A 317-nucleotide genomic window follows, 5' to 3' on the forward strand; every position below is an offset into this window, starting at 1 on the left:
CGGCGTGGCCGCCGCGAAACCTCCGGTGGTGGCCGCTCGCGCCTTGGGCCCGGCGGTCCTCATGCGCTGCGGCAAACAGGATGTCACCGTGCGCGCCAACGCCGAGCAAGCCGAGCTCACGGTGGGCAGCAAGCGCTACCTGCTGCAGGCCCAGCGCAGCGCTTCGGGGGCGCGTTACGCGTCGTCTGCCTACCCGGGCACGAGCTACTGGTCCAAGGGCGACAGCGGCATGCTGACGATCGATGGTCAGGCCTACCCGGCGTGCGACACCATCCCTGCTGGCGATGCAGCCGACGTGCGTCAGGGCACGGCGGGGG

Annotated in this window: 1 protein-coding gene; it reads left to right on the forward strand. The window is 71.6% G+C overall.

What is annotated here, in order from left to right; all coding sequences use genetic code 11:
* Nucleotides 1-88: 88 nt before the first annotated feature.
* Nucleotides 89-317: MliC family protein (locus B2W70_RS06400; protein WP_286743953.1), on the forward strand; the 229-nt coding region annotated here is incomplete at its 3' end.

It is taken from the genome of Aquabacterium sp. UBA2148, from assembly GCF_002328915.1.
In the GTDB taxonomy this organism is placed as follows: Bacteria; Pseudomonadota; Gammaproteobacteria; order Burkholderiales; family Burkholderiaceae_C; genus Aquabacterium; species Aquabacterium parvum.